The organism is Brevibacillus nitrificans (assembly GCF_003710965.1).
In the GTDB taxonomy this organism is placed as follows: Bacteria; Bacillota; Bacilli; order Brevibacillales; family Brevibacillaceae; genus Brevibacillus; species Brevibacillus centrosporus.
In genome coordinates, this window is the sequence record NZ_RHHU01000003.1 from 294,534 (window position 1) to 319,605 (window position 25,072).

The window sequence follows — 25,072 nt, forward strand, 5'->3', positions numbered from 1 at the left end:
TCTGGGTAAGAATGGGTGAGGAAGATGAGAGCGGAGATTATCGCGGTAGGGACGGAGCTGCTTCTAGGGCAAATCGCCAACACAAACGCACAGTTTCTTTCTCAAAAGCTGGCGCAGATTGGTGTCGGGGTCTATTTTCATACGGTAGTGGGAGATAATTCGGAGCGGCTGCTGCAAGTTATTCGCCTGGCAGCAGAACGCTCCGATCTGGTTATCTTCTCTGGAGGGCTTGGACCGACGCAGGACGATCTGACCAAAGAGACAGTAGCTGCATACGTTGGTGTAGATTTGGTTACGGATGCAAACGCCATGAAGTACATCGAGGATTTCTTTACACAACGTGGCATTGTCATGACGGAGAACAACCGAAAGCAGGCTCTCGTTTTGGCTGGGAGCCATGTCCTTCCCAACGATTTCGGAATGGCGCCGGGTATGGCGATCCGTCATGACAGTACTACGTTCGTATTGCTTCCTGGTCCGCCAAGCGAATTGTATCCGATGGTTGATCGCTATGTAATGCCCTATCTGATCGATTTGCTGCCTGAAAAACAGGTGTTTCACTCGCGCGTATTCCGTTTTTACGGGATTGGGGAATCAGCTTTGGAAGAACGCCTGCTGGACTTGATTGAAAAGCAGGACAACCCGACCATCGCTCCGTATGCCAAGGAGTTTGAAGTGACTCTGCGCGTTACAGCGAGAGCGGCGACTGCTGAAGCAGGGGAAGCGCTCATATTGCCTGTTGAAAAAGAGATCAGGGATCGTGTGGGACAGTACATTTACGGCACGGGGGAGGATTCCTCCCTGCATGAGGTGCTGGTAAATGAACTTAGGAAAAGAGGGGAGAGCATTGCTTGTGCGGAAAGCTGCACAGGTGGTACCGTTGCTTCTTTGATTACCTCTGTTCCGGGGAGTTCCTCTGTCTTTCGCGGTGGGATTGTCTGCTATACCAACGAAGTGAAGAATCAAGTGCTTGGAGTATCAGAAGAAGTACTGGCAACAGAGGGAGCCGTCAGCGAACAAACGGCGAAGCTGCTGGCAGAAAATGTACGTGAAAAGCTGGGAACCACTTATGGGGTCTCGGTAACGGGCGTAGCTGGCCCGGATTCCTCGGAAGGAAAGCCTGTCGGGCTGGTCTACGTAGGAATTGCGGCGGAAGGCTTGCCTACGGTGGTGAAAGAGCTGCGACTGGCGGGAAGAAGGCAGGCTATCGTTGGCCGTGCTGCCAAATTCGCGCTGTTCTACGCGCTTCAAATGCAAAAAGAAAGGTGACGTATTCATGACGATTTTTTCAGATTTTCCTTTACATAAATCCATTCTTCAAGCCATCCACGATATGGGCTTTGAAGAGCCATCGCCGATCCAGGCGGCTTGCATTCCGAAAGTGCTCGAAGGAGGCGACCTGATTGGTCAAGCTCAAACGGGTACAGGTAAAACGGCAGCATTCGGGATTCCTTTGATTGAGAAAGTGACCCCGGCGAACCGTGTTCAGGCGATTATCCTGACACCTACCCGCGAGCTGGCGATTCAAGTAGCAGGTGAGCTTCTGCGCATTTCCAAGTACAATAAAGTGCGCACACTCCCAATCTACGGTGGTCAATCCATCGGTCATCAAATTCGCGCACTGCGCCAAGGCGTTCAAGTAGTTGTAGGTACGCCAGGACGCGTCATGGACCACCTGCGCCGCAAAACGCTGAAGCTGGATCATGTACATACCCTCGTTCTGGATGAAGCAGACGAGATGCTGGACATGGGCTTTATCGAGGATATCGAAACCATTATCACCCAGATGCCAGAAGAGCGTCAGACACTGTTGTTCTCCGCTACGATGCCATCTGAAATCAAGCGTTTGGCGACTCGTTATATGAAACAGCCGCAAACCATCGCAGTGAGCCGTGAAGAAGTGACAGCTCCTCTGATTGAGCAAGTGTATTACAAAGTGTTTGACCGCAATAAAGTAGAGAGCCTCTGTCGGATTCTGGACAGTGAAGATGTCGAGCTCGGCATTATCTTCTGCCGTACCAAGCGTGGGGTAGATGAGTTGACAGAAGTACTGCAATCCCGTGGTTACCTGGCTGACGGTCTGCATGGCGACTTGTCCCAAGCGCAGCGTGACAAAGTCATGAATGCATTCCGCGAAGGCTCTATCGAGTTCCTGATTGCTACAGACGTGGCCGCGCGCGGTATTGACGTTGGCAACGTATCTCACGTCATCAACTACGATATTCCGCAGGATTCCGAGAGCTACGTTCACCGCATTGGCCGTACAGGTCGTGCAGGCCGTAAAGGAATCGCGATGACGCTGGTTACTCCGCGTGAAGTCAGACAAATGATGTTCATCCAAAAGCAGACAAAAGCGCAAGTGCTTTCCCGCAACGTTCCTTCCCTCGAAGAAGTGGCGGAGCGCAAGCAAGAGCAGCTGCGTGAGCAATTGACCAGCCTCTTGGAAAGCGATGCGATTGCTGATATGTATCAAAAAGTAGCCGATTCTCTGGTAGGTCAATACCCAGCCGAGAAAGTAGCTGCTGCAGCCCTGCATCTGGCATTCCACAGCGAAGCGGGACAAACGCAGGAAGCAGAAGCATACAACTTTGGTGAAACTGGTGCTGCCAAAGGCATGGTACGCTTCTTCCTGAATGTGGGACGCAATGCGAACATGAAACCGCAAGATCTCGTACGCGAGATTTCCGAATCCGTAGGAATCCCTGGAAAAGCGGTTGGCCGTATCGACATCTTTGAGAACTTCACGTTTGTAGAAGTGCCAGAAGAAGTAGCGGCGTTCGTGTATGAGTCCCTGCGTCAGACTCGCATCAACGGAAAACGGATCAACCTGGAGCCAGCGAAGCCACGTGGAGCCAAGCGTTCCTAGTACCTCGCAGCTATTTGGTAAAAGACAGTCATTTTGCCTCGTCGAGGGGCAAATGGCTGTCTTTTTATGATGCGAATATTTGTTCGCAAAAAATACTTGGCAAACCATTCTGTCTCGAGGTATGATGGAAACAAGCAAAACAGAAGCGAAATGTGAAAGGGTGTGTACCATTTGTCAGATCGTCGCGCAGCTTTGGAAAGTGCTTTGCGTCAAATAGAAAAACAGTTCGGAAAAGGGTCCATTATGAAGTTGGGGGAAGTAGCCAACGTTCAAATTTCTACCGTATCCAGTGGTGCTCTTGCGCTTGATATCGCTCTGGGTGTGGGTGGATTCCCACGTGGCCGTATTGTGGAAATCTACGGTCCAGAGTCTTCCGGTAAAACAACCGTAGCACTCCACGCGATTGCGGAAGTACAAAGGCAGGGTGGACAAGCTGCGTTTATCGATGCGGAGCATGCATTGGATCCTGTATACGCTGCTAAGCTGGGAGTCAATATCGATGAGCTCTTGCTGTCTCAGCCTGACACAGGTGAGCAAGCACTGGAAATCGCAGAAGCATTGGTGCGCTCTGGCGCTGTAGATATTATCGTAGTGGACTCGGTAGCTGCATTGGTACCAAAAGCAGAGATCGAGGGCGAGATGGGAGATTCCCACGTTGGTTTGCAGGCTCGTCTGATGTCTCAGGCTCTGCGCAAACTGTCCGGTGCGATCAACAAGTCCAAGACGATTGCCATCTTCATTAACCAGCTGCGTGAAAAAGTGGGCGTCATGTTCGGTAACCCGGAAACGACTCCAGGTGGACGTGCCCTCAAGTTCTATGCGAGCGTGCGTCTGGATGTGCGTAAAGCTGAGTCCATCAAGGTAGGCAACGATATCCTGGGTAGCAAAACGAAGATCAAGGTCGTAAAAAATAAAGTAGCTCCTCCGTTCAAGGTTGCGGAAGTAGACATCATGTACGGTGAAGGTATCTCCAGAGAGGGCAGTATCCTCGACATTGGCTCGGAAATCGATGTCGTACAGAAGAGCGGGGCTTGGTACTCCTTTAACGAAGAGCGTCTCGGCCAAGGCCGCGAAAATTCAAAGGTCTACTTGAAAGAAAATCCACATGTTGCTGCTCAGATCGAAACAAAGGTCCGTGAGTACTTCAGCCTTAATCCTGGTTCCATTCCAGAAGGGGAAGCAGTCATTGATCCTGAGCAAGAGGAAGAACCAGCCTTTGATTTGGAGTAAACAAGTGATTCAGAAACAGCCTGTCCTTGCGACAGGCTGTTTTGTTCACGTAATAGAAAGGGTAGCCAGACCTTAGGAGAAGCAGCACTTGTGAGTAGGGGAGAAGGGAGGGACAGCGATGAAAAGTGGTACGATTACTGCCGTTCATCGGGACAACAAGCAAAAGCAGCGCTATCATATAGATTTAAATGAGGAGTATGCATTCTCCGTACATGAGGATATATTGGTAAAGTACAATCTTTTTAAAGGGACAGAGGTCGACGAGGCCTTTTTTCATGAAGTGCTGGTAGCGGAGGAAAAGCATCGTGCCTATCTGGGAGCTTTGCGCTACCTGGGATTTCGTCCACGGACAAAAAGTCAGCTAAACTCCTATTTGGTTGAAAAGGGCTTTCTACCTTCTATAGCAGAGGAAGTTTGCGAGCGGTGCCAGGAGCAAGGGTACATAGACGACGAGGCATTTGCTCGCCAGTGGGTGGATGAGAGGCTGCGCTTAAAGCCGAGAAGTCCCTATATGCTGCGTATGGAGCTACAACAAAGGGGAGTAGAGCGAGGGATCGTGGAGGATGCCGTACGGGCCGTTTCTCGTGAAGATGAGCTCATTGCGGCGAGAGCACTGATAGAAAAGAAGGCAAAGAGACTCGAGGGAGCACCGAATCCCGACGAAGAGCGGAAATTGCTGTCGATGCTGATGAGAAAAGGGTTTTCACATGGCGTCATTCAACAGATTCGAGGCGAATTGCGTCAACGCACAGGGGAATAGGATGCCCCTTTTTGCATGATCTTGACAATTCTTGTTCACAAATAATAAAATAGATTTGTATTTACTTGGTGTATCATAACTTTTTGCTGGTTTTCTTACTCGTTGCCTGTGGAAACAACTGAAGACCCGTGCGACGAGTGCGGATTCAGCGGACCGAGTCGAATCGGTCTTGTTTTTTAGTCGAATGTCCGATAGTTGAACAAAACGACAGCGGCACTCCATGAAAAACGAATGCTTGGAAAGCGGGGAGATGTCTTACAATAAGGAGGTGAAATGAAAAACCTATGGATCCTATTCTAACTGTAGTCATTGTGCTCATCGCTCTGCTCATCGGTGCGGGTGCCGGCTACTTCACACGCAAATCCATTGCGGAAGCGAAGATCTCTAGCGCGGAAGAAGCTGCTAGACAGATCGTAGAAGAAGCGAAACGGGACGCCGAAGCCGTAAAGAAAGAAAAGGTACTCGAAGCGAAAGACGAAGTTTTCAAGCTTCGATCGGAAGCGGAAACCGAACTGCGCGAGCGGCGCAACGAGATACAACGTCAGGAACGTCGAATCCTGCAAAAAGAAGAATCGTTGGACCGCAAGATGGAACAGCTGGAACGCAAAGAAGAAGAACTCTCTGAGCGTGACCGCGCCATCGCAGAACTGCAAAGCAAGGTAGAGCACTTATATAAAGAACAAGTTTCTGAGTTGGAACGTATTTCCGGTCTGACGCAGGATGAAGCGAAAAATATCATTCTGACAGATGTTGAAAATACGGTTCGCCATGAAATGGCCGTGATGATCAAAGAGATTGAAACACAGGCCAAAGAAGAGGCGGACAAGAAAGCTCGCGAAATCATTACGACCTCCATTCAGCGTTGTGCGGCTGATCATGTTGCAGAGACGACTGTATCTGTCGTGACCCTGCCGAACGATGAGATGAAGGGCCGGATCATCGGTCGTGAAGGACGAAACATTCGTGCGCTGGAAACGTTGACGGGTATTGACCTCATCATTGACGATACTCCGGAAGCTGTGATCCTGTCTGGTTTTGATCCGATTCGTCGGGAAATCGCGAAGACGGCTCTGGACAAGCTGGTTGCTGACGGACGCATCCACCCAGCCCGCATTGAGGAAATGGTGGAGAAAGCGCGTCGGGAAGTGGACGAGCGAATCCGTGAGTATGGTGAACAAGCAACGTTTGAAACAGGCGTACACGGTTTGCACCCAGATCTGATCAAGATCCTTGGTCGCTTGCGTTATCGTACGAGCTATGGTCAAAACGTACTGAAGCACTCGATGGAAGTGGCTCACCTGGCTGGATTGATGGCAGCCGAGCTGAAAGAGGACGTTAAACTGGCGAAACGCGCAGGTCTTCTTCACGATATCGGTAAAGCGATCGACCATGAGGTGGAAGGCTCCCACGTGGAAATCGGTGTGGAATTGGCCAAGAAGTACAATGAGCATCAAGTGGTTGTGAACAGTATTGCATCGCACCATGGCGATACAGAGCCAACCTCCGTTATTGCGATGTTGGTAGGAGCTGCGGATGCATTGTCTGCTGCTCGCCCAGGCGCTCGTCGTGAGACACTGGAAACCTATATCAGACGTTTAGAGAAACTGGAAGAGATCTCTGAGTCGTTCGATGGCGTAGAGAAGTCTTATGCGATTCAAGCAGGACGCGAAATCCGCGTAATGGTTCAGCCTGAAAAGATTGATGATGCAGAAGCAACACGCTTGGCACGTGATATCACGAAACGAATCGAAAATGAACTCGACTATCCGGGTCACATCAAAGTAACGGTAATCCGTGAAACACGGGCAGTTGAGTATGCAAAGTAAAGTGGCGATTATGCCACTTTACTTTTTTTCTAAGGAATGAAAACCGGCATAGAGGGTCTAGAAACTTGTGATCGTGCCAAACGACTCGGCACTTGCGAAATTTCTAATCTCGCTGCGGTTGTGTATACTAGCATTGAGGTGATTGAGTATGAAGTTATTGTTTATCGGGGATATCATGGGTTCGCCCGGCAGAGATATGGTGAAGAACTACCTGCCCCTGTTAAAAAGAAAATATCGGCCCACTTTCATTGTCGCAAACGGAGAAAACGCCGCGCATGGAAGAGGGATCACGGAAAAGATTACGAAAGAGCTGTTCGAGTTTGGCGTTCATGCCATTACGCTCGGTAATCATACATGGGATCAAAAAGAGATTTTCGACTTTATCGATGACGAGCCGCGAATGATTCGACCAGCCAACTTCCCGGAAGGCGCTCCTGGTAAAGGAATTACGTATATAAAGCAATCAGAGGGAGAACTGGCGGTTATCAACTTACAGGGCAGGACGTTCCTGCCGCCACTGGATTGTCCTTTTAAAATGGCTGACAAACTGGTGGAGCAAGCAAGAAAACGCACCAAATACATTTTTGTGGACTTTCATGCAGAAGTCACCTCCGAGAAGCAAGCGATGGCTTGGTACCTGGATGGAAGAGTCAGTGCAGTCGTAGGTACGCATACGCACGTTCAAACCGCTGACGAACGTGTTTTGCCACAGGGAACCGGTTTTCTGTGTGATGTCGGTATGTGTGGACCCAGCAACGGTATTCTCGGGATGGAAAGAGAAGCAGTCATTAAGAAGTTCCTGACGCAGCTCCCTGTTCGCTTTGAAGTAGCTCCAGATCCAGCGCAATTAAACGCCGTGATCATCACACTTGATAAAGCTACAGGTAACGCGAAAAAATTGGAGCGAATCCGAATTGACGCCGACCATCCGTTTATGGAATAATATGAACAAGATTAGAATTTTTTGAATCTTTCATGACAGTTAGCAGGAATTTTTAGGGGTTATGCGAATATCATTCTAATGATGACAGGATTCCTATCAGACGGGAGGTTCAAAAGGATGGAAGTATTAAAAGTTTCAGCAAAGTCTAACCCCAATTCCGTTGCTGGTGCCCTTGCCGGCGTTCTTCGTGAACGCGGGGCGGCTGAAATTCAAGCCATTGGTGCTGGGGCGCTTAATCAAGCAGTGAAGGCAGTAGCTATCGCACGAGGGTTCGTAGCGCCGAGTGGAGTTGACCTCATTTGTATTCCAGCCTTTACCGACATCGTGATTGATGGAGAAGAACGTACTGCAATCAAACTTATCGTAGAACCCAGATAACAAAACTGAACACCGTTTGGCCCGCCTGTTTGTTCGACGAATGAACAGGTTTTTTCGTTTGTTTACATAGCAATACAGGCTTGCAGACACAATGCTAAGGAGAGAGCGAAGATGAAAATTTTTGATGCGCACTGCGATGTATTGGGGAAACTATGGCAGTATCCACAGATTGATTATTATCAGGGAGACAAGCAGTTGCATGTAGGTTTTCCCGATCTCGAGAAAGGGAATGTAGATATCCAGGTGCTTGCCTGTTTTGTTCCGACGCATGTGCCTTTTGGAAGGCGCTTTCATACCGTACTAGAAATGATTGATGTTTTTTATGAGCGGGTAGCAAGTGAGCAGTTTCGCATGATTACCACCAAGGCGGATTTGCAGGATTGCGTATTAAAGGGACGTAAAGGGGCTATTCTGTTTGTAGAAGGAGCACATGCGCTGGAAGAGAGTCTCGTTCAGCTGCGGACGTGGTATCGCCTGGGTGTGCGCGGAATGACTTTGACGTGGAATCACGGCAATGCTGTGGCGGATGGCAGCGGCGAACCAAATCCAGGAGGCGTAACTGCCTTCGGGAGACAAGTAGTGGCAGAGATGAACCGCTTAGGAATGATCATCGATGTATCCCACCTCGCGGATCCCGGATTCTGGGATATCATGGAGCTATCGCAGGCACCCGTTATCGCGTCACATTCCAATTCACGACAGCTCTGCAACCATCCTCGCAATCTGACGGATGAACAGATCAAAGCCTTGATCGCCAAGGATGGTGTCATGGGTCTCACATTCGTTGACTTCTTTACGATAGAGGAGAAGCGAAAGGTATGGATCGATGATATCTTGAGACACCTCGATCACGTTTGTGCACTCGGTGGAGTAGATCATGTTGCGTTTGGCTCTGATTTTGACGGCATTTCGCAGACATACGGGGACCTGACATGTGCGGGTGATTATCCACTTTTACTAGAAGCTTTGCTAAAACGTTATAAAGAGGAAGAAGTAATGAAATTTGTGCAAGGAAACTGGTTGCGTGTTTTCGGAAACGTGCTACAATGATAAATGAAGATATATTAATGAACCAAGTTCAACATTAAAATTCAGGTCAAAAGTAAGTTGAGTAAAAGCACTTGCAATTTCACATGGACAGGACTACAATTACTACTGTCTATGCACAAAATTGTCACATCTTATGTAAGATGGGCAGCTTTTCTCACAGTCACTGAAAGGGTGGAATCTGAATGATTAGTCAACTTTCTTGGAAAGTTGGAGGACAGCAAGGGGAGGGCATCGAGAGTACTGGTGAGATCTTCTCGATGGCGATGAACCGGATGGGTTACCATCTGTACAGCTATCGTCACTTCTCTTCCCGTATTAAGGGTGGACACACGAACAACAAAATCCGCGTGAGCACTACGCCTATGCGCGCGATTTCCGACGATCTGGACATCCTCGTAGCTTTCGACCAGGAGACGATCGATTTCAATGCGCACGAGCTGCGCGAAGGCGGCATCATCATCGCGGATGCCAAATTCAATCCAAAATTGCCAGACGGTTTGAAGGAAGTTCGCTTCTTGACCGTACCACTTACTGAAATTGCAGACGAACTGGGAACTTCCCTGATGAAAAACATGGTGTCGATCGGTGCTTCCAGCGCAATCCTGGGTATCCCAGTAGAAAGCTACCGCGTCATCGTTGAAGATATGTTCCTCCGCAAAGGCGAAAAAGTGGTTGAGAAGAACATGGACGCTATTCGCCGCGGTTTCGAGTATGTAAGCGAATTAACAGGTGGTCAACTGCCTGAGTTCCAACTCGATAAAGCAGATCCACAAAAACAATTGTTCCTGATCGGTAACGATGCGATCGCTCTCGGTGCAGTAGCTGCAGGATGCCGTTTCATGCCTGCTTACCCAATTACTCCTGCTTCCGAAGTAATGGAATATCTCATTAAAAAGCTGCCTAAATTGGGCGGTACTGTTATCCAAACAGAAGACGAAATCGCTGCGATAACCATGGCAATCGGTGCTAACTTCGCTGGTGCACGTTCCTTGACTGCATCTGCTGGTCCTGGTCTGTCCCTGATGATGGAAGCAATCGGTCTGGCTGGTATTACCGAGACTCCAGTTGTTATCGTAGATACGCAACGTGGTGGTCCATCTACTGGTATGCCAACCAAAATCGAGCAATCCGACGTTAACGCAATGATCTATGGTACTCATGGTGACATTCCGAAAGTCGTAATCGCTCCTAGCACAGTGGAAGAATGCTTCTATGATACTGTTGAAGCTTTCAACCTGGCTGAAGAATATCAACTCCCAGTTATCGTGGTAACTGACTTGACTCTGTCCTTGGGTAAACAAACCGTTGTACCTTTCGACTACAATCAAGTGGAAATCCGCCGCGGTAAACTGCTCGCTGGACAAGAATTGCCTGAGAAAGAGCAAAACGACCTGTTCAAACGTTATGAAGTAACCGAAGACGGCGTTTCTCCTCGTGTTATTCCTGGCCAAAAATACGGTTTGCACCACGTTACCGGTGTAGAGCATGACCAAACGGGTCGTCCTTCCGAGAACGCAGCTAACCGTAAAGCGCAAATGGAAAAACGCATGCGCAAACTGGATGGCGTGCTGAAAAACTTTAAAAACGCTGTAACTGCTGACGCACCTCATGCAGATGCTGATGTTCTGGTTGTTGGTATCAACTCCACAATCGGTACAATCCAAGAAGCAAAAGTTCGCTTGGAGCAAGAGGGTGTGAAGGTTAACCATGCCCAAATTCGCCTGTTGCACCCATTCCCAACGGAGGAAATGGCAGCACTTGTAGCAAAAGCGAAAAAGGTTGTTGTCGTTGAACACAACATCCAAGGACAAGTTACAAACCTTCTCAAACAGCACGTAGGCAACGCAGAGAAGATCGAATCCGTGCTGAAATATGACGGAAATCCGTTCTTGCCAAAAGAAATTTATGCTGAAGTGAAGGAGCTGGTAAAACATGGCGACTATGAAAGAGTTTCGAAATAACGTTAAGCCAAACTGGTGCCCAGGCTGTGGTGACTTCTCCATTCAAGCAGCGATTCAACGTGCTGCAGCGAATGTAGGCTTGGAGCCTGAAAATCTGGCACTTATCTCTGGTATCGGTTGTTCCGGTCGTATTTCCGGATACATCAACTGCTATGGTCTCCACGGTATTCACGGACGTTCCTTGCCAATCGCACAAGGTGTGAAAATGGCGAACCGTGAGCTGACTGTACTGGCTGCAGGTGGCGACGGTGACGGTTTCGCAATCGGTATGGGTCACACTGTACATGCTATCCGTCGTAACATGAACATCACGTACATCGTAATGGATAACCAAATCTATGGTCTGACAAAAGGTCAAACCTCTCCGCGTTCTGCGACTGGTTTCGTGACCAAGTCTACACCAGGCGGTTCCATCGAGTCTTCCATTTCTCCAGTTGAACTGGCGCTGTCCGTTGGTGCAACCTTCGTTGCTCAATCGTTCTCCAGCGATTTGAAAGGCTTGACTGAGCTGATCGAAAAAGGTATCCAACACGAAGGCTTCTCCCTGATCAACGTATTCAGCCCTTGTGTAACTTACAACAAAGTGAACACCTACGATTGGTTCAAAGAGAACATCGTACCAGTAGATACAATCGAAGGCTACGATCCTCATGACCGAATCAAAGCAATGTCCACTTCTATGCAATACAAAGGTCTGATCACTGGTCTGATCTACCAAAACACTGAGCAAAAATCGTATGAGTCCCTCGTAAAAGGATTCAAAGAAGAAGGCTTGGTAAACCAAGACATTCGCTTGTCTGAAGAAGATTTCGCGAAACTGGTTGCAGAATTTGCATAAGGTTTCGATGAAAAACCTCTCCTTTCCGGGAGAGGTTTTTTTGTTTTTTTATTAAGGAAGTGTTTTGCCACGCCATTGTCGGTAAAAGAGCATCACGAGGAAAAAGACGACGAGCTGTCCAAAAAGCGGATAGAGGAATCGCAGGAGAGAACTGAAGCCAACGAAGCTGATCAAATAGCTGATCACGAGAATTCCTAGAAGAATAGTAGGTCCTCGCAGACGAGTCACAAGTCGAAGCTGCTCTGACAGACCGAAGACGTTGGCCACGAGAGTAGAGAATATTTCCGCGTATACTAGCAAGGAAAAGAGTAGAGGAATGCCGCGCCCTACACCTTGCAGCAAGGCAATCATCGGCATTTCCGCGTGTTGTATGCCCGGCATTCTCGCTGATAAGGAAGCAAAAGCGAGGATGAGCAAAAGGCCAATTCCAAGCCCCCCAATGATTCCCCCTGCCACTAGCGGCTTCTCACTTGAACTTTGACGTCCAATCGGCACAAGTACTGCTTGTGTAAGTGTTACGTTTAAGGCAACATAATAAAAGGGAGAGCTTAACCAGGCAAATGGCCGAGTCGATTCTGCGATCATGATTGGGTCTGCCCATGGTTTCGTGTAAAGAAATACGAGAAGGGTGAAAGCAATCAGCGTCGGTACGAAAATACTGTTTACTCGATGAATGGCAAAAAGCCCTTTGCGGGTGACGAAGAAAATCATCAGCATACTGATCCAGATGCCGACCTGCGAAGGAAGCTGAAACGATTCCCAGAAGATCGCTCCTGTCGCGGCAAGCATGACAGAGGTCGTTCCAAACAATACGGTTAAAAGCAAGCTGTTAAAGACCGTTCCAAATGGATGCCCAAATAAATACGTACTCACATCCTGGTAGGAATTGGCCTGAATTCGGTAGGAAATCAACATCACACGTATACCAGCCCATATGAAAAGGGCGGTCGCGAGCAAGATTCCAACCAGGCCTTGTGTTCCATATTGAACAAAGAATTCTACAATTTCCCTGCCAGAGGCAAAACCGGCTCCCACGACGGTCCCGATGTACGTAAAAGCGATCTGCCATGCGGTTCTCCATGATCCTTGCATCTCAGACCTCCTGTCCCACCTTATTCCATCCTATGAATAGGAGTGATCCGAATATGCGCGTTACTGTCTTGGGTTATCAATCTCCTTATCCCGGACCTGGAGGGGCTACTCCTGGGTACCTCGTTGAAACCGACCAGCTGCGAATTCTGCTTGACTGCGGAAGCGGCGTGCTGGCCAATCTCGGGAAGCATTACCCGATCTATGAGCTGGATGCGTTGTTCCTCTCTCATTATCATCACGACCATGTTGCCGATTTGGGTGTCCTTCAATATGGATTGATGGTTCATCAGCTGTTTGGAGAAAGAGACCCGCAAAAGCCTTTGCCTATCTACGCACCGAATGCGCCTGTCGAAAATGTACAGTCGCTGACATACCGGGCAGCCACAGCATTTCAGCCCATTGACGAGCAAGCAACTGTGACGCTGGGAGATCTTCACGTGCGATTTTTGCGAACCGATCATGGCGACGGAGACCCTTGCTATGCAATGCGTCTGGAGAGTGGGGGAAAGGCTCTTGTCTATGGGGCAGATAGTGGTCCTGGCACGCAGTGGGGATCGTTTCTTGACGAAGCGAATTTGTTTATAGGGGAAGGTACCTATTTGGATCACAATTTGCCGCAAAAACCGAACGGACATTTATCCGTACGCCAGGCAGCGGAGGTAGCAGAAAGTCACGGCTGCGGTTCGCTCTTGCTCACTCATCTCTACCATGGGTATGATCCCGCAGAGGTCCGCCGTCAAGCGGCAGGCTATACAGCAGGGACTTGCCATGTTGCCGAGATCGGGTTGCAAATTCATTTGTAGTTCAAGCGGAAACCACATAGTAAGGAGAATGCCAAGATGTTTCCAAATGTATTGGAGGTAGCGCGAGCGTTAATAAAAGAGAGGGTTCGCGCAGGAGAAACGGTCATTGATGCAACGATGGGAAACGGCAATGACACGCTGTTTCTCGCCCAGCTTGTCCAAGAAAGCGGCAGAGTCATCGCTTTTGATATTCAGCCGTTGGCGATGGAAAAGACGAAAGAGCGCCTGGTTCGCGAGGGAGTGGCTGATCGCGTAGAAATGCGGCTTGTCAGTCACGAAGAGATTCAGTCTTTGCAAGAGCGGGTAGGAGCCATCATGTTCAATCTGGGATATTTGCCAGGTGGGGATAAGGAAATCACGACGCAAGCGGCCAGTACGATTCGGGCGATCGAATCTGGTCTGAAGCTGCTGCGTCCCGGTGGCATCATGACGGTCATGATCTATTGGGGACACTCCGCAGGACAGGTGGAAAAAGACGCAGTTGAATCCTTTTGTCAAATGCTGAGTCAGATGGACTATTTGGTGTTGAAATACCAGTACATAAACCAACAGAATCAGGCGCCTTTCTTGCTCGCGGTTGAGCGTAGGGGAGAATAGGAAAAGTTAGGCTCTTTTCCCGGGCAAGCGCAGATTGCGACAGAGAAATCAAGAGAACCAAGAATTCTGTCAGAAGCAGCGATGCCAACGAAGGATCGTCGCGTGAAAAATAGGCACGCCCCAAAGGTTCAAGGCACATACCTTATGTTGAGGAACGCAGCAAGGGGGATCTATGTGAAGAGAATCGGCATTATGTTGGATTGGGGCATCATGCAGAAAGGAATCAAAGGAGACAAGTCATACGAGCGTTTGCCTTATTATGTCGAAATCGGAAAAGAACTGGACATGGAACCAGTCTTCTTTCATCCGTTTCACGTACTGGCTGGAGATGAAAAAGTGCATGGCTATTTTTGGAATGGGAATCGGCTAGTCCCCCGTCTGGTTCAGATCCCACGTGTCATTCACAATCGAGTCCTAACTGGCGATGGCCGCGCACGGGCAGTGATTCAGCGGTTAAGTCGAAAGAAGACCGTTTTTAATGGCCTGGTTGTGCGGGATAAACGCAAGGTTCATCAAATGCTGTGGAAAAATCCGAGCATCCGCAAATATTTACCCCACACCGTACCTTACTCGGCGGAGCAGCTCCGTCTGTTTCTGGAGAAATACCGAATTGTTTATGTAAAGCCGTCCATCGGTTCAGTAGGGATCGGTGTGGCGCGGATTGAAAAGCACGGCAGCGAGTATCATTTTATTGCCTCGAAGAAAAGAAGCACGATGGCGTTGCCAAAGCTATTGCGCACGGTCCGCAAATGGGTGGCAGGAAGGCGATTTCTCATTCAGCAAGGCATTCATTTGGCGAGATATGAAGGAAAGACCTTTGACATTCGGGTATCGGTCCAGAAAAATGGAGAGCGGGAATGGACGGTTAGCGGAATGGTCGCAAAGGTTGCCAATCAGAAAAACAAGCTGAGCAACCTTTCTCGTGGAGGCAGGGCTGTTCCACTAACCACCGCGATCGCAGCGACATTTACCGCAGATGAACAGCTAGAGACGATGGAGCGCATCACGGAGGCCGCTATCGAGATTGCCAGACAGTACGGCCAGCATTTTCCCTCTCTGGCGGACTTAGGCATGGATATGGGGATTGATGACAAAGGGAATCCGTTTCTGATCGAGGTAAACGTCAGAGATCAGCGTTACTCCTTTTACAAAGCGGGGGAGAAGGGCATGTTCAAGAGGACGTACCGGCACCCGATGGAATACGCACACACCTTGATCCAGGAAGGGAAGAAAGCAAAGCAGCAGCTTGCTTGATGAAAACTGAAACAGGAAGTAAAAAAAGAACGGGAGCAAATGCATCCGTTCTTTTTGCTGTTATTCTGCAGGAGAGGTCGGCTGTTGGTCGGCCAGCGTCGTAAAGGGCAGGTTGCGGAAATGGCGATAAGCGAGTGCCAAGATCGATTTCCGTGTAAGGATACCTTGGAAATAGTGCTCATCATCTTCAATGCAGATAAACGGGTGATTAATGGAGACCTCCAAAGCCTTTAGAAAATCATCCGTGTACTTCAACCGGGCGATCTTGGTTTCCATGACTTCATCTACCGTATGTTCGGACATTTTTTCCGTTTCAAACCGTTCTAAACCTAGTGCTTTATTCATGATCATGTTTGTGCTGATTAAGCCGTGCAAACGATACTGGAGATCCAATACGGGAATAGCGGAATAGCCTGACTTGATGAGCACGAGCAAGGCATGCTCAAGAGAGTTGCCCAATTGTACGTGAGCGACTTTTGTGGAAGCAATGATGAGATCTTTAATGGGTGTATGTAACAATGGGATATCCTGGTTCATCTGGATCCACCACCTCTTCTTTCGTCTATGGCAGTAACGCTGCCAGTGGTTCTCTTCTATGATACCGTAAGCAGCTTGCCAGTGGTAGGGCTGAAAAAAGAAAAAGCCCGGCAGTTTTGCCGGGTAATGAATCGAGGTGTGGAACAATTGTCCCTATTAGTAGTATGCAAGATCACTTGCCTTTTTACATTAGGAGTTTGAAGGAAAGGGGCTCGCTCTACGCTTTGTGAGCTTCCACCCGGTAGATGGCCTTGGATTTTGGCTTCGGTCTTCCTCCACGTGTCCAGTGAGAGATCAGTGTGTGCTCGTACAAAAAGATGCACAAGGGCGGTGTAATGACGAACATCGCCAGCATCAGAATCGGAGTCGACCAATCCAGACGGAATATTACATAGCTCTCCAGCAAGAACAGGATCAAGGGATGGACAATGTAGATTGCCATATTTTGCTTTGCTAAGCGGGATAGCCACGCTCCCAGAGTAGGCAAGGACCCAAGATAGCGGGAAAGCGAGTAAAAGGCAACCAAGAAGCTCACGGTGTAGATCAAGTACAGAGGATTAAAGATATTGAGACTCTCTGCATAGCTCTTGGAGCCGTTTAAATACTGTGCCATGATCACCGCACCCGATCCGATGGTTGCGACGTAGGCAACCAAGCGTAGGCGGGTAGTCCAGGCACGCCATTCCTCCAGATGCAGACCCGCATAAGCGCCGAGTGCAAACGTAAAGATGTACATGTAGAAGTAGTTTTGCCCGGCAACATAGCTGTGCTGGATCAGTCCGAGAAATGCGTTGGCGGACCAGTCAATCGCCCACAGGGAATCGACAAAGAGGGCCTGATACAGCATGTAAAGACCGATTTGTCCCAGGAACAGCACGCCGAGCATTTTTAAGGATAAATAGCGTTCTATCCATGGCTTCGTCAAGAAAAACAGCAGGTTTAGCTGCAAATACAGCGGAATATAGTACAGGTGGTAAAAGGAACTGCCTGTAAACAAGCTGTGAAAGAACGGCCCCGCCAATTCAACGGGATTTATCGTCTGCAGCTGAAAGCCGGTAAAAATCGCTGTCCAAATGAGGTAAGGCAGAACGATGACACGCCAGCGCTTTCGCCAAAAGGCTGCCCAGTCCATTTGCTTTTTTTGGTGCCAATAAAACAGGAGCATCCCTGTTGCAAAGATAAACAAGGATCGCCCAAAGCGCAATAAAATCAAGGATATCGCTTCAATGTCACCATTCCAAGGGTAATCGGTTTGATTTTCAACGAAAAATCCAAGGATGTGAATGATCAAAACCGTACATGCCCCGAAAACAAAAAGGGCATTCAGATCCTGAAACGTCCCCTTTCGATTGGTATTCATATGACCTCCAGTATTCTCACCGAAAGCATCGAAAATCAGTAGAATCGAGCCATTATTTTGGCAACACCCAATCTGATGCAGTCAGTTCTTTTGCTGTATACGAAAACAAATGCAAACGCTGCGAGAGATGCGCATGGGCATCCTGATGCAGATCGTTTTGCAAAGTAAACGGAGTAGGGGTTACTGGCCACTCCGTACGAATCGTGGAAAGCAGGCGTGCCTTCACATCTTCCACGGATACGAGCTTCTCTGTCAAACCAGCGATGCTGCCTACCGTCGACCCATCGATGCGTGGAATGGGCTTGTGGTTCTCCATTTCGTCTAATCCAGCAATTTGATAAAAACGTTCCATCCATTCGCCACGTGGTCTTTCATCTACATTAATGCAAAGCTGCAGAATCGAGCCAAACCGCGTCCGACGCTGGGCCATGCCACCAATTTTTTTTCCTTTGAGTGAGAAATCGTATTCCCCCGCACAATAAGAGCCGGCTACTTCGCCAAATTGAAGGGTTCCATAATCGCGCAGTCCCACTTGCAGAAGCTGGGCGACGAAAGAAAAGAACGAATCAATCGAGATCGTCGTATCCGGCAATAAACAGGCAACATTCAGTACACCTGCATCCAATGGCACGCAGGCCCCTCCAGAAGAGCGCAGCACACAGCCAAAGCCTTCGTGGCCAAAGTGGCGCAATGCCTTCTCCAGATGCGGTAATTTCGCGTCTCGACGCCCCAGATACAGCGCTTGATCGTATACCCAAAGGTGAATGACACCAGATGCGTTCGGGTCGCGCAAACTCGCAGCCAACGCTTCATCTCGAACTAGCGGTTCAAGTGGACTTTCCTGATAAGTCCCGGAATCCATCCAGTGAAACGGCTGATTGACAGAAATGGACATAAGAAACCCCTCATCGAACAAGAATAGCTACCATTATACAACTGAACGGAGTACATTTCTAGGTTTTGATGCCCTTTTTTTATCGTGGTAAAAGATGTCTTCTGTAAAGATTATGTAAAAAATCGGCAAAGATCGGACGAGCTTCGGAGTAACTGCAGCATGCTGCGACATGATTCATGGTGAAAAAATGCCCGACACCAGCAAGCTGTAGTGTCGGGCGGGGCAGTCATGAAATTACTTCACTTCTTTAAAAGAGAAGTTATCGAGGTACGTCAGTTTGCTTGGAGTATCCTTCGTTGCGACGCGCTGCAGGTACAGGCCGATCTTCGTGCCTTCCTGGTTTACCTGCTGCTGTCCGAATAGGAATTGTCCGTTCATGTAAATCGAAACAGAAGATCCGTTCACAACCACCTTCAATCGGTTGCTCGACTTCAGTTTGTAAGAGCCAGAAGCGATCCAATCGATGTTGTCATTGTTCACATCGTTGACTTTGCCAAGAACGACACGATCTTTTTGCACGAAGACGACGTTTGCTTTGCCGTCTTTGCCGTTAAAGAACAGGCCGCCCAATCCTTGTGTACCGGAGACGTTGACGTCTGCTGTAAGTTCGTAATGGGTCACTTTGTTCGACTCCTCCCATTTGACAGGGAGGAAGAAGTGATCGAGATTTTTATCCGTCGTAATGGCTGTTAGCTGTTTGTTGATAACACCCCATGTACCTTTTGCATTGTCAGTATCCCATTTTTTCATGCTGGTGTCAGAGAAATCATCTGTGATGCTAATTGGCGTCGGCTTTGGTTCCTCTGGTGTAGGGAAAACCACCTTGACTTCATCGTCGTCTTCGCGATCGATCAGAGCACGGTAGAGCAGGGATGCCGCTTCCGCACGGGTAATCGGATCTTGCGGACGGAAGTAGTTGTTGGAACCTTGCATCAGGTTGGTCTGAATGGCGATGGCGATGTAGTTGCGCAGGGCTGGAGAAATATCGTCATCATCGCGGAACTTTTTCAGCTGGTTCAGATCCGCTTTGTATTTTTTGTCGTAGCCAAGCAGTCGAACCAGAGCGACAGCGATATCTTCACGAACGGCAGCGTCATTTGGTTTGTACGTGTAAGTGGATCCGGACTTGTATCCAGTCAGATAAGGCTTGGCGTACTCTACATAGTAGAACGCCCAGTGGGATTTCGGAACATCCTTAAAGGTCTGCGAAATGGAGCGCTTGTCAATGTCAACATCCGCAGCGGCAATCATGATTTTTGCAAACTCCGCACGAGTTACCTTGTTGTTTGGACGGAATGTTCGGTCGTCGTACCCGGCGATAATCCCTTTTTCAGCCATCTCCGTAATTTCCTTGTATGCCCAGTGACTGCGCGGGACATCGGAAAAAGAGGAGTTAGCTGCACTCACAAAGGGAACGACAGTCAAGAACATCATCACCGATAAAAATAGGGCTAGTGCTCTTTTCATGTTGAACCTCCTCATATTGAATTGTGATTTTGCGTCTGGCTGTTATTCTGACGCAGGGTGGGGAGGGAATGTTGCAAGAGATAAAAAGTTTTTTTGAAAAAATGGGTAAAAAGTCTTTGAGGAGTGGCTGGAAAACAGGAGGTGCTTCCTAGAAGAATGGTCCTGCAAGGTCTTTCGGAGCAAAATGGAGAAATCGCCACTAGCAAACGTACAGACGAGCTCTATTTGGCTGGCATAAGATAAAACAAGCAGGTTTATTGGTTGGGTGAAGGAGGAGGAAGCAGACATAAGATGAATCTGATTGGCAACCCAGGCTTCGAGACGGGTACGTTTGCCTCTTGGATGACGTATAACGCAGCCATCAATCGTAGTTATGTGCAGACGGGCTTTTTTAGCGCGGAGCTGGCGGGAGGGATGACGAATGCCTACATTCAGCAAGTGGTCCCGATTGCTCCCAATGCCTCGTACCAATTCGTGATTTCTTTGGCAAAGTCGAGCTCTTTACGTGCACCCATGATGTCCATTTTTTTGCTGTTTCTCGATGCATCACAGAAGACGGTAGCGCTGGGCTTCGCGTTGAGTATGCGAACTTTGAACCAGCCCGAAAGCCAGACTGGCGCATGGAAGACCATTGTAGAAAGCACAACCATTGCCCCAGCCAGTGCTGCCTATGCACTGGTCTTTATTCATAAAGTGCCGCAGGATCAAAGCTCTCCTGTTTTGGTCGATGACATCGGGCTATACTCGCTTGGGCGAGGGGGGAAATAGCATTTCCCCCAACAATCAGCTTCCATTTCCAGGCTCCCCATTGTATCAACTGCTGACGAAGCACATCGGAGAAAACATTACAGTCTTCACGATGAATGGAGAAATCACGGGAGAGCTGTCGGGAGTAAATACGGGGTACATCACCGTCACAAAAGATACGTTTTCCGAAGTGCACATCGTCTTCGGGACCGTCATTAGTTTTACTTTTCACTAAAAGAGCACTTGCCCAGTGCTCTTTTTTGCTGCTCTTTGCATGGCTTTTGATTGAAAAGGCCATTGTTTCGATTTCGCCTCATTCAGCATTAGCGATGTATCGCCCAAAATGCTATAATTCTGTATTGGTGACTACTGACAATTATTCTAGTTGAGGTGATACATCATGAAGGATACGAAAGAGGCGACTGGGGACTTAAAATCCGCTAAGTCTCCGAAGACCACGGCAGACTTTGCAAAATTCTTTCAAGCCCCTTCCTTAAAGGATGCTAAGCAGCGGGGGAAGGAAGAAATTCAGGTACACTACGACTTTACGATCGCGGAAGACATGCGGGAAATCGGGAAAGGCAAGAGCTATCATGTGCGCACCTATGGCTGCCAAATGAACGAGCACGATTCCGAGACGATCTCCGGAATTTTGGAGCAGATGGGCTACACGGCTTCCGAGGAAATCGAAAATGCCGATGTCATTCTGTTCAATACCTGTGCGATCCGGGAAAATGCGGAGGACAAGGTATTCGGCGAGCTGGGGCACATGAAGCGCCTGAAGAACAACAACCCGAACCTCATTCTCGGCGTATGCGGCTGTATGTCGCAAGAAGAGAAGGTCGTAAACAAAATCCTCAAGAGCTACCAGCAAGTCGACCTGATCTTCGGGACACACAATATCCATCGCCTGCCTGAGCTCATGCGCGATGCCATGTTCAGCAAGGAAATGGTGATCGAGGTATGGTCCAAAGAAGGCGATATCGTCGAAAACATGCCAAAAATCCGAGAAGGCAACACGAAGGCATGGGTCAACATCATGTACGGCTGCGATAAGTTCTGTACGTACTGTATTGTACCGTACACTCGCGGGAAAGAGCGCAGCCGCCGTCCCGAAGACGTCATCGCAGAAGTGCGGGATCTGGCACGACAAGGCTTTAAGGAAATCATGCTGCTGGGGCAAAATGTGAACGCGTACGGAAAGGACTTCGAAGATATCCAATACGGTTTCGGCGATCTCCTGGACGAAATCCGCAAGATTGATATCCCGCGTATCCGTTTTACCACAAGCCACCCGAGAGATTTCGACGATCATTTGATCGAGGTATTGGCAAAAGGCGGCAATCTGGTTGAGCAGATTCACTTGCCAGTACAATCCGGCTCGAGTGAGGTTCTGAAACGGATGGCTCGCAAGTACACGCGCGAACACTACCTGGAGCTCGTGCGCAAAATCAAAGCGGCTATCCCGAATGTATCCCTTTCGTCGGATATCATCGTTGGCTTCCCGGGAGAAACCGATGAGCAATTCGAAGAGACCATTTCTATGGTAGAAGAGGTCCGCTACGATTTTGCGTATACCTTCATTTACTCTCCACGGGAAGGCACTCCTGCTGCGGTCATGGAGGACAACGTACCGATGGAAGTGAAAAAAGCCCGCCTGTACCGTCTAAACGAGGTACTGGCGAAAATCGGTCTGGAGCAAAATAAAAAGCTGCAGGACCAAGTGCTGGAGGTACTGGTTGAGGGCGAGTCAAAAACCAATGCCGAGGTATTGGCTGGACGCACACGCACTAATAAGCTGGTGCACTTCAAAGGCGATCATTCTTTGATTGGTCAATATGTGCATGTAAAAATTACAGATGCGAAAACGTGGACACTCCACGGAGAAATCGTTACTACAGTCGAGGTGTAAAGAGATGGAACAAACCAACGTATATACACAAAAAGAAATTTTAGACAAAGCACGTGAACTGGCAGCGATGATCTCACGTACAAATGAAGTAGACTTTTTCAAACGAGCAGAATTGCAAATCAAGCACAATGAGCGCGTACAAGAGCTGATCGATTCCTTGAAGCAAAAGCAGAAGCAAATGGTGATGTTTGAGTCCATCAACAAGCCTGAGCTGGTGAAAAAGGTGGAAGAAGAGTTCAATGCGATGCAGGATGAGCTCGATTCGATTCCGATCGTCACCGAGTTCAAGCAATCGCAAGTGGATGTAAACGACTTGCTGCAAATGGTAACCAACGTGATCACAAACACGGTCTCTGAGCGAATCATTTTGGATACCGGCGGCAATCCGCTGACGGGAGAAACCGGCGGAGGTCCTGAGAAAAAACACGATGGCGGCTGCTGCTCCTAATCCGAACGGCGATGAGCTTTCCAACGACTTTCTCTAAAATAAGGTGGGTGTTTGCACCCTAGCCGAATGCCCTGCATACAAATGTACAGAAACGTTGTATGGAGGAGGTAACGAAATGTCGGGTACAGACAAAGATCTACAGTGCCGGGAACTCATCGCGAAAGCTGTCTGCGGTAAAGGCCATAAATTCTCTACTACCACCCACACCATCATACCGTCGCAAACTCCTTCGACGATCCTCGGATGCTGGATTATAAACACGAACTTCCAGGCAGAGAAAGTCGGAGACGCGGTTGAAGTATCTGGTACGTATGATGTCAACCTGTGGTTCTCGTTTGCAAATAACACGCAAACCGAAGTCAAGCGGGAAACTGTCAAGTTCTCCGTACTCGTTCCGCTAACGTTCTTCGACAAAAACTGCAGAGGCGATCTTGAAATCGTCGCTCGAGCCGTGGAACAACCGAAGTGCGTAAAAGCAGAGTTGAGTCCTGGAGGAACGATCACAGTCAAGGTTGAAAGCGAGTTTGCGGTAGAGATCATTGGTGAAACGAAAGTCTGCGTTGTTGTCTGCAATAACTGCGATGAAAAAGACTTCCATGTACTTGGTGACTACGAAGAAAACAGCGACGAATTCGATGACTTTGATTCCGCCACATTGCTCGATGAGCTTGACTAAAGAGGAGATCCTTATCTCCTCTTTTTTCTTTTTCTATAGGAAGAAACGTAAGATAGCTTCGGGACTCACTCTTTTCTGGGCGCATACATAGGATAATGCAGATGAACGAGGGGGAGTGGATGGCATGCCTGCACGCAAACATCAGGGAGAACAAGTGCTGCCACAGATGACAGCGAATGCCAAGGAAGCCGTCGAATTCTTGAAGCGTCCGGAAGTAGGGCGATGGCTGCTGCGTCTGGGAGGGATTCCCGTAACATCAGGAAAAAGCTCTCTGCCTGGCTGGCGCACCTATCAGGTCAGCCTGTATCAGGAGCATGTGCTGGATATGGTCCGCAGTTCGGAGAGTCCGCACTGGTTGTTGCAAAAGCTTGCTGATCCCGAGCTGGAAACAGTCGTTCTCCCCTCGGCAGATTCCGAGATCAATCTCGTAAAGAGTATGGCTGCGCGAAGTCTGTATGCTGCAGGAATTGATGCTGGTCAAGTGACGATCATGGCAGCATCGGCTCATCGTGCGAAAGTCGTCCGCGTAGACCCGGATTGGCCATTGAAATCCGTGGATCTATTCGTTGAGAAAGCGAAGCAGTGGTGGGATTCAAAAATGGCAGCGCAGCCCCAAGAGCTCTCGGCAATGGGGGCTGACCCCGAATTTGCTTTGCGCAAGACTGACGGCGGTATGGCGCTTGCCTCCGACTATTTAAAGGTAAACGGAATCGTCGGCTGTGATACGACAAGATACAGGGAAGAGCTCGCCATGCATCAGCATCCGGTGGCAGAGCTGCGGCCTGCGCCATCAGAAGATCCCGATGAGCTGTTCTTCCATGTGCACGATGCTTTAAAGCTGGCTGGCAAAAAAATAAGCAATCGACATCTTGAATGGCTAGCAGGAGGAATGCCTTTTCCAGGTTATCCAATTGGAGGACATATTCACTTTGGCGGTCTGACTCCGACCTTTTCCCTGCGCCGAAAGCTCGACGCTTATCTAGCGATTCCGCTGGTTCTGATCGAGGACAGCGGATGTCGTCAACGGAGGAAGCGATACGGTTTTCTGGGAGATGTTCGGGAGAAAGAATACGGCTTTGAGTATCGTACATTGCCAAGCTGGCTGGTGCACCCGGATGTGACCAGAGGATTGCTGCATCTGGCGCATTTGGTCGTGACGTGCCAGCATGAGCTGAAGGCAGCTCCACATCTTCAGCTGCCAGTCATTAAAGCATACTATCGCGGAGAGAAAAACTACCTGATTGAGTACGTGCTAAAAATTTGGAAGGAGCTAAAAGCGCTGCCCGGCTACACGCTTTCCCGCACCCATTTGGATCGCTATTTTACGTATCTGCTCTCTACAGAATTCTGGCCGGCAACGGAAGACTTGCGCAAATCATGGGGGTTTGTCTAGCTGCCTGACACAGTTCAACATTGGCTTGAAAACATGATA

General features: G+C 48.9%; 24 protein-coding genes. 19 read left to right on the forward strand and 5 right to left on the reverse strand.

Going from position 1 to position 25,072, the window contains the following annotated elements:
* Window positions 1–24 precede the first annotated feature (24 nt).
* The 10 genes from EDM59_RS03350 (at window position 25) to EDM59_RS03395 (ending at window position 11,852) form a co-directional block, all read left to right on the forward strand.
* The gene (locus EDM59_RS03350) at window positions 25–1,269 is read left to right on the forward strand and encodes a competence/damage-inducible protein A (RefSeq protein WP_122922319.1); all 1,245 of its coding nucleotides are present in this window, start codon (window positions 25–27) and stop codon (window positions 1,267–1,269) included.
* Window positions 1,270–1,276: 7 nt separating this feature from the next.
* The gene (locus EDM59_RS03355; protein ID WP_092266735.1) at window positions 1,277–2,866 is read left to right on the forward strand and encodes a DEAD/DEAH box helicase; all 1,590 of its coding nucleotides are present in this window, start codon (window positions 1,277–1,279) and stop codon (window positions 2,864–2,866) included.
* 171 nt (window positions 2,867–3,037) lie between these two features.
* Window positions 3,038–4,096 carry a recombinase RecA gene (gene recA, locus EDM59_RS03360; protein WP_122922320.1) on the forward strand — a complete coding sequence of 353 codons (1,059 nt, stop codon included), beginning with the start codon at window positions 3,038–3,040 and terminating at the stop codon, window positions 4,094–4,096.
* A gap of 118 nt (window positions 4,097–4,214) precedes the next feature.
* On the forward strand, window positions 4,215–4,856 hold the full coding sequence (locus EDM59_RS03365) for a RecX family transcriptional regulator (RefSeq protein WP_122922321.1): 642 nt from the start codon (window positions 4,215–4,217) through the stop codon (window positions 4,854–4,856).
* 284 nt (window positions 4,857–5,140) lie between these two features.
* Window positions 5,141–6,682 carry a ribonuclease Y gene (rny, locus tag EDM59_RS03370; RefSeq protein ID WP_092266738.1) on the forward strand — a complete coding sequence of 514 codons (1,542 nt, stop codon included), beginning with the start codon at window positions 5,141–5,143 and terminating at the stop codon, window positions 6,680–6,682.
* A gap of 148 nt (window positions 6,683–6,830) precedes the next feature.
* Window positions 6,831–7,625 (forward strand): TIGR00282 family metallophosphoesterase, encoded by a 795-nt coding sequence (locus EDM59_RS03375; protein WP_122922322.1) that lies wholly within the window; start codon window positions 6,831–6,833, stop codon window positions 7,623–7,625.
* 117 nt (window positions 7,626–7,742) lie between these two features.
* Entirely contained in the window at window positions 7,743–8,003 is a 261-nt protein-coding gene (gene spoVS / locus EDM59_RS03380) for a stage V sporulation protein SpoVS (protein WP_003385776.1), read from the forward strand.
* A gap of 111 nt (window positions 8,004–8,114) precedes the next feature.
* Window positions 8,115–9,053 (forward strand): dipeptidase, encoded by a 939-nt coding sequence (locus tag EDM59_RS03385; RefSeq protein WP_122922323.1) that lies wholly within the window; start codon window positions 8,115–8,117, stop codon window positions 9,051–9,053.
* A gap of 182 nt (window positions 9,054–9,235) precedes the next feature.
* Window positions 9,236–11,014: a 2-oxoacid:acceptor oxidoreductase subunit alpha gene (locus EDM59_RS03390; protein WP_122922324.1), complete on the forward strand. Its 1,779-nt coding sequence runs from the start codon at window positions 9,236–9,238 to the stop codon at window positions 11,012–11,014.
* Window positions 10,986–11,852: a 2-oxoacid:ferredoxin oxidoreductase subunit beta gene (locus EDM59_RS03395; RefSeq protein WP_122922325.1), complete on the forward strand. Its 867-nt coding sequence runs from the start codon at window positions 10,986–10,988 to the stop codon at window positions 11,850–11,852. Before EDM59_RS03390 ends, EDM59_RS03395 begins: the two co-directional genes overlap by 29 nt.
* A 51-nt stretch (window positions 11,853–11,903) precedes the next feature.
* Here the strand turns inward: EDM59_RS03395 and EDM59_RS03400 are convergent, their stop codons facing one another.
* Entirely contained in the window at window positions 11,904–12,944 is a 1,041-nt protein-coding gene (locus tag EDM59_RS03400) for a YkvI family membrane protein (RefSeq protein WP_122922326.1), read from the reverse strand.
* A 53-nt stretch (window positions 12,945–12,997) separates the two neighbouring features.
* On the opposite strand from EDM59_RS03400, the gene EDM59_RS03405 reads away from it, so the two are divergent.
* From EDM59_RS03405 to EDM59_RS03415, 3 genes are all read left to right on the forward strand, one after another.
* Window positions 12,998–13,747, forward strand: a complete 750-nt coding sequence (locus EDM59_RS03405) for an MBL fold metallo-hydrolase (RefSeq protein ID WP_122922327.1) — start codon at window positions 12,998–13,000, stop codon at window positions 13,745–13,747.
* 36 nt (window positions 13,748–13,783) lie between these two features.
* Window positions 13,784–14,344 carry a tRNA 5-(aminomethyl)-2-thiouridylate-methyltransferase MnmM gene (mnmM, locus tag EDM59_RS03410; RefSeq protein WP_122922328.1) on the forward strand — a complete coding sequence of 187 codons (561 nt, stop codon included), beginning with the start codon at window positions 13,784–13,786 and terminating at the stop codon, window positions 14,342–14,344.
* A gap of 174 nt (window positions 14,345–14,518) precedes the next feature.
* On the forward strand, window positions 14,519–15,598 hold the full coding sequence (locus EDM59_RS03415; protein WP_122922329.1) for a YheC/YheD family endospore coat-associated protein: 1,080 nt from the start codon (window positions 14,519–14,521) through the stop codon (window positions 15,596–15,598).
* Between the two features lie 60 nt (window positions 15,599–15,658).
* On the opposite strand, the gene cbpB is transcribed toward EDM59_RS03415, so the two are convergent.
* The 4 genes from cbpB to EDM59_RS03435 form a co-directional block, all read right to left on the reverse strand.
* Window positions 15,659–16,135, reverse strand: coding sequence for a cyclic-di-AMP-binding protein CbpB (gene cbpB, locus EDM59_RS03420; protein WP_122922330.1), 477 nt, complete (start codon window positions 16,133–16,135; stop codon window positions 15,659–15,661).
* A 217-nt stretch (window positions 16,136–16,352) separates the two neighbouring features.
* Window positions 16,353–17,495, reverse strand: coding sequence for an acyltransferase (locus EDM59_RS03425; RefSeq protein WP_122922331.1), 1,143 nt, complete (start codon window positions 17,493–17,495; stop codon window positions 16,353–16,355).
* Window positions 17,496–17,547: 52 nt separating this feature from the next.
* Window positions 17,548–18,390, reverse strand: coding sequence for a lipoate--protein ligase family protein (locus EDM59_RS03430; RefSeq protein WP_122922332.1), 843 nt, complete (start codon window positions 18,388–18,390; stop codon window positions 17,548–17,550).
* A gap of 234 nt (window positions 18,391–18,624) precedes the next feature.
* Window positions 18,625–19,857, reverse strand: coding sequence for an S-layer homology domain-containing protein (locus EDM59_RS03435; protein WP_122922333.1), 1,233 nt, complete (start codon window positions 19,855–19,857; stop codon window positions 18,625–18,627).
* Between the two features lie 291 nt (window positions 19,858–20,148).
* On the opposite strand from EDM59_RS03435, the gene EDM59_RS03440 reads away from it, so the two are divergent.
* The 6 genes from EDM59_RS03440 to EDM59_RS03465 all read left to right on the forward strand — a co-directional run bounded on the left by EDM59_RS03440 (window position 20,149) and on the right by EDM59_RS03465 (window position 25,033).
* Entirely contained in the window at window positions 20,149–20,625 is a 477-nt protein-coding gene (locus EDM59_RS03440) for an NTTRR-F1 domain (RefSeq protein ID WP_122922334.1), read from the forward strand.
* A gap of 40 nt (window positions 20,626–20,665) precedes the next feature.
* Entirely contained in the window at window positions 20,666–20,839 is a 174-nt protein-coding gene (locus tag EDM59_RS30930; protein WP_183192787.1) for a DUF2642 domain-containing protein, read from the forward strand.
* A gap of 165 nt (window positions 20,840–21,004) precedes the next feature.
* On the forward strand, window positions 21,005–22,516 hold the full coding sequence (gene miaB, locus EDM59_RS03450; RefSeq protein ID WP_092266752.1) for a tRNA (N6-isopentenyl adenosine(37)-C2)-methylthiotransferase MiaB: 1,512 nt from the start codon (window positions 21,005–21,007) through the stop codon (window positions 22,514–22,516).
* A gap of 4 nt (window positions 22,517–22,520) precedes the next feature.
* The gene (locus tag EDM59_RS03455; protein WP_122922336.1) at window positions 22,521–22,964 is read left to right on the forward strand and encodes a YlbF/YmcA family competence regulator; all 444 of its coding nucleotides are present in this window, start codon (window positions 22,521–22,523) and stop codon (window positions 22,962–22,964) included.
* Between the two features lie 115 nt (window positions 22,965–23,079).
* Window positions 23,080–23,640, forward strand: a complete 561-nt coding sequence (gene cotE / locus EDM59_RS03460; RefSeq protein WP_092266754.1) for an outer spore coat protein CotE — start codon at window positions 23,080–23,082, stop codon at window positions 23,638–23,640.
* A 124-nt stretch (window positions 23,641–23,764) separates the two neighbouring features.
* On the forward strand, window positions 23,765–25,033 hold the full coding sequence (locus tag EDM59_RS03465; RefSeq protein WP_246010882.1) for a putative amidoligase domain-containing protein: 1,269 nt from the start codon (window positions 23,765–23,767) through the stop codon (window positions 25,031–25,033).
* Window positions 25,034–25,072: the final 39 nt, after the last annotated feature.

Bases quoted from the DNA above. Each gene is read 5' to 3' on its own strand.
- EDM59_RS03350 (WP_122922319.1), top strand. From the start codon at position 25: ATGAGAGCGGAGATTATCGCGGTAGGGACGGAGCTGCTTCTAGGGCAA.
- EDM59_RS03355 (WP_092266735.1), top strand. From the start codon at position 1,277: ATGACGATTTTTTCAGATTTTCCTTTACATAAATCCATTCTTCAAGCC.
- EDM59_RS03365 (WP_122922321.1), top strand. From the start codon at position 4,215: ATGAAAAGTGGTACGATTACTGCCGTTCATCGGGACAACAAGCAAAAG.
- rny (WP_092266738.1), top strand. From the start codon at position 5,141: ATGGATCCTATTCTAACTGTAGTCATTGTGCTCATCGCTCTGCTCATC.
- EDM59_RS03375 (WP_122922322.1), top strand. From the start codon at position 6,831: ATGAAGTTATTGTTTATCGGGGATATCATGGGTTCGCCCGGCAGAGAT.
- spoVS (WP_003385776.1), top strand. From the start codon at position 7,743: ATGGAAGTATTAAAAGTTTCAGCAAAGTCTAACCCCAATTCCGTTGCT.
- EDM59_RS03385 (WP_122922323.1), top strand. From the start codon at position 8,115: ATGAAAATTTTTGATGCGCACTGCGATGTATTGGGGAAACTATGGCAG.
- EDM59_RS03390 (WP_122922324.1), top strand. From the start codon at position 9,236: ATGATTAGTCAACTTTCTTGGAAAGTTGGAGGACAGCAAGGGGAGGGC.
- EDM59_RS03395 (WP_122922325.1), top strand. From the start codon at position 10,986: ATGGCGACTATGAAAGAGTTTCGAAATAACGTTAAGCCAAACTGGTGC.
- EDM59_RS03400 (WP_122922326.1), bottom strand. From the start codon at position 12,944: ATGCAAGGATCATGGAGAACCGCATGGCAGATCGCTTTTACGTACATC.
- EDM59_RS03405 (WP_122922327.1), top strand. From the start codon at position 12,998: ATGCGCGTTACTGTCTTGGGTTATCAATCTCCTTATCCCGGACCTGGA.
- mnmM (WP_122922328.1), top strand. From the start codon at position 13,784: ATGTTTCCAAATGTATTGGAGGTAGCGCGAGCGTTAATAAAAGAGAGG.
- cbpB (WP_122922330.1), bottom strand. From the start codon at position 16,135: ATGAACCAGGATATCCCATTGTTACATACACCCATTAAAGATCTCATC.
- EDM59_RS03425 (WP_122922331.1), bottom strand. From the start codon at position 17,495: ATGAATACCAATCGAAAGGGGACGTTTCAGGATCTGAATGCCCTTTTT.
- EDM59_RS03430 (WP_122922332.1), bottom strand. From the start codon at position 18,390: ATGTCCATTTCTGTCAATCAGCCGTTTCACTGGATGGATTCCGGGACT.
- EDM59_RS03435 (WP_122922333.1), bottom strand. From the start codon at position 19,857: ATGAAAAGAGCACTAGCCCTATTTTTATCGGTGATGATGTTCTTGACT.
- EDM59_RS03440 (WP_122922334.1), top strand. From the start codon at position 20,149: ATGAATCTGATTGGCAACCCAGGCTTCGAGACGGGTACGTTTGCCTCT.
- miaB (WP_092266752.1), top strand. From the start codon at position 21,005: ATGAAGGATACGAAAGAGGCGACTGGGGACTTAAAATCCGCTAAGTCT.
- EDM59_RS03455 (WP_122922336.1), top strand. From the start codon at position 22,521: ATGGAACAAACCAACGTATATACACAAAAAGAAATTTTAGACAAAGCA.
- cotE (WP_092266754.1), top strand. From the start codon at position 23,080: ATGTCGGGTACAGACAAAGATCTACAGTGCCGGGAACTCATCGCGAAA.
- EDM59_RS03465 (WP_246010882.1), top strand. From the start codon at position 23,765: ATGCCTGCACGCAAACATCAGGGAGAACAAGTGCTGCCACAGATGACA.